This window comes from Carnobacterium sp., assembly GCF_049673005.1.
In the GTDB taxonomy this organism is placed as follows: domain Bacteria; phylum Bacillota; class Bacilli; order Lactobacillales; family Carnobacteriaceae; genus Carnobacterium_A.
Genome location: NZ_JBATXB010000047.1, coordinates 1 through 3,103, shown reverse-complemented (window position 1 = coordinate 3,103; position 3,103 = coordinate 1). Strand labels below are relative to the sequence as shown.

Annotated in this window: 4 protein-coding genes and 1 tRNA gene; 1 reads left to right on the top strand and 4 read right to left on the bottom strand. The window is 37.9% G+C overall.

Annotation, left to right across the window (positions count from 1 at the left end; translation table 11 throughout):
* Nucleotides 1-119: 119 nt before the first annotated feature.
* A tRNA-Arg gene (locus WBF61_RS04260) sits at nt 120-205 on the top strand.
* A gap of 331 nt (nt 206-536) precedes the next feature.
* Here WBF61_RS04260 and WBF61_RS04255 read toward each other — a convergent pair.
* The 4 genes from WBF61_RS04255 to WBF61_RS04240 all read right to left on the bottom strand — a co-directional run.
* Complete coding sequence (locus tag WBF61_RS04255) at nt 537-701, bottom strand: hypothetical protein (RefSeq protein ID WP_424254214.1); 165 nt, start codon at nt 699-701, stop codon at nt 537-539.
* Nucleotides 702-862: 161 nt separating this feature from the next.
* Nucleotides 863-1,210 (bottom strand): PTS lactose/cellobiose transporter subunit IIA, encoded by a 348-nt coding sequence (locus WBF61_RS04250; RefSeq protein ID WP_424254212.1) that lies wholly within the window; start codon nt 1,208-1,210, stop codon nt 863-865.
* 17 nt (nt 1,211-1,227) lie between these two features.
* The gene (locus WBF61_RS04245) at nt 1,228-1,545 is read right to left on the bottom strand and encodes a PTS sugar transporter subunit IIB (protein WP_424254210.1); all 318 of its coding nucleotides are present in this window, start codon (nt 1,543-1,545) and stop codon (nt 1,228-1,230) included.
* 183 nt (nt 1,546-1,728) lie between these two features.
* A partial coding sequence (locus WBF61_RS04240) for a PRD domain-containing protein (RefSeq protein WP_424254208.1) occupies nt 1,729-3,103 on the bottom strand: 1,375 nt, incomplete at its 5' end.

The following is a 3,103-nucleotide window of genomic DNA, read 5'->3' as shown; positions in this document are numbered from 1 at the left end:
GGATAAACGAGATGCTACTCGTCCATTAATTGGTTTTTTTCGACCAGTTGGCTTTGATTTGACGTCCAGTTGTCCAACCCGTATTCTTTTGGACAACTCTATTGCTCATTCGCGCTGACTGGTCTTTTTTTTCGTTAAATTGGACGAGTAAAGAGCGAACGTTTCCTAAACGTTAGGTCGGGAGTTCGAACCTCTCTAGGATCATAAACCAGCATCTGTTAACTCTTGCGTTCTACATGCACGAGTTTTTTTATTGCTCTATTTTCGAGATGAACAGACGAGATGAGGATAAACGAGATGCTACTCGTCCATTAGTTGATTTTTTTCGACCAGTTGGCTTTGATTTGACGTCCAGTTGTCCAGCCCGTATTCTTTTGGACAACTGGATTGCACATTCGCGCCGACTGGTCGTTTTTTGTGTTAAATTGGACGAGTAAAGCTACATTGCTTAGTAACTCGTCTGATTAGCTGCACCACCTAAACAAAGGCCCCTCCTACTGATTAGCAAGTAGCTGGGGCCTTTGTTCATTATACGATTAGTCTTCACTTTTTTGCTCTGCACGATTGTAAAGCATGAATCCAATAATGGTTAAAACAATGCCAATAATTAAGGTAATCGGTTGGTATTGATCTGTGCTAGTAAATCCAAGAATAAGAGAAACAAACCCTACTACCATAACAAACAAACCGTTTTTAAGCATCTCGCTCATCCTCACTTGTTTAGTTGGTTTCACTTCTATTGTGGTAGAAAACGCTTACTTAGTCAATTAATTCCCTCTTCTTTTCATCACATTTTAATTCAACAAAAAAACCGGACAAAAGTACAGTGTGTACTTTTATCCGGTCTTCTTATTTCAGTTATTTAATCTACAGATACGCCAGCCATTTTTTTGTACATGTCGACCATTTCAGATGCCATATCACGGAATGTGATGGCATTCATCAAGTGATCTTGTCCATGTATCAATAATAAGCTAAGTTCTGTTGCTTCTCCTGAAGCTTCGGCTGTCAGCATCGATGTTTGAGAGCGATGTGCTTCAACTAACGATTTATCAGAATCTTTTAATTTTTGATCTGCTAATTCAAAGTCTTCAACTTTAGCGGCATGAATAGCCTCCATTGCATCACTTTTAGCGTTTCCACCATTAATAATTAAACCCATAATCAATTGCAAATTTCCTTGTTCTTCCAATGTGTAACTTCCTCTCATTACTTGTTCAATTAAGTTTATTTGATTAAGTTTAAAGCTTGATCTAGTACTTTTTCGCCGTTCATCATGCCGTAATCTTGCATGTTAATTACTTCTAACGGAATGTCTTTTCCGGCTAATTTTTTCTCGAACTGAGCTTTCATAAAACGGACTTGAGGTCCTAATAATAAAACATCAACGTTTTTTGATTCAATGTTGTTGTCTGCTTCAGAAGCTGATACTGCAAAAATATCTGCTTCAACTCCTCTAGCTTCAGCCGCTTTTTCCATTTTAGTTACTAATAAACTTGTACTCATACCTGCTGAACAAACTAACATAATTGTTTTCTTTGACATTTTTCATCACTCCATCTCTTTTATTTGTTGCTACACTTTATATAATGCAAATAGCGTGCCAACTTTTATTTGTATAAAAGCGCTATCTGTCAACGCTTTCTTTCACAACGTCTAGTTACACACTAACAATTAAACCTACACAGTAGCGTTTACTGTGTAGGTCGGTTTTTCCTTAGTGTAGATTCATTCCATTGTTCGTTGATTTTCAACAATCATTTGAACCAGATGCGCTTGTTCGTCTTGAGAAACCAGTACGGTATATTCTTCTTCTAAACGATTAAGGACTTGTTGAATCTGTTTCACGACCAACGGGTATCTAGTTAAGTACGCTTCTTTATTCGGGAAGGTTAACTCCGATTTGCCACTCAACATACGTTCAAATAAGAAGGCCATATGCAAAACAATGCCCACTTTGACTTCTACTGGCAGGACAATCTGCAATTCTCTTTCTAATTGTTGGATTGCTTGTTGCAACTGTTGAACCAAATGCCTGACCGAGTCAATATGTTTTAAGGCTTCGGTTAATGTTTCGCTAATATTATCCAATGGCCACTCTTCTACTTGGTTTTTTAAGTCAATTAGTTTCTGTTTATCAAAAGCCTCATAAGCGGTAAAGTACGGAATGCCTTGATACTGAATTGGAACAGTTCCAATAATCGCTTTAATCGCATACCGCTCACTGAGTTGAGCTAGTTCGTGTTTCATTGTTTCCATCTTTAAAAACTGCAAGGGGATAATACTTAGTTTAGTCGTATCTAGTGCTTTATTCAGGTGTTCTTCAAGTCTTTTCGCCACACCTTCGCCAGTAAAACACGAAACAACGATTGCTGGGGATTTTTCTTTTGGACCCGCTAATTCATTAACGGGTCCTTCTGTGTTCATTGCCATACGACAATTTTGGTAGATATCTTCTAAGGGTCTTCCAATGCTCGCCATTCGAATCGCTTCTAAGACGATTAACGTACTAGTCATGGAAAGCGTTCGGACCTCTATGTCTAGTTCTTGTGCAAGCATCCCACCAAAAGCATTTAACGATCCCATATCCGTTAATAAGAATAAACCGTGCTGGTACATCTCTTTATTCGCTGCAATGGTTTGCCTAACCGTTTCATACATGTCTTTTACTTTAACCGTTAATGGCATATTGAGTGCTACACCAACTTTTGTATCCAATAGCTCCTGTACGGTTTCAAGCATACTGCTTGCGGTAGATTTGCCGTGCATAATGACTAATACGCCTACTTGATTGGCTACAACCTTTTCAGGCTCTTGGGATTCTAGTGTTAGGAACATGGTGATAAAGCCAATCTCATCAAAAGGGATATCAATCGAAAATTGCTTTTCAATAATTGCCGATAAATCGATTGCTACTTGAAATTCTTTTGAGTATTTTTTTCGGACACTATTTAAATCAGGATGAACAATTGGTCGTTTTTCTTTGATTCGCTCAATCGCACTCTGCAAATGCAATGAGAAAGCAAAGCGCGATTTTGAATGATAGGTTCTATCCAATTTTTTTTCAGCAAAATCATACAATTTTTCTGTAACTTTACGAATA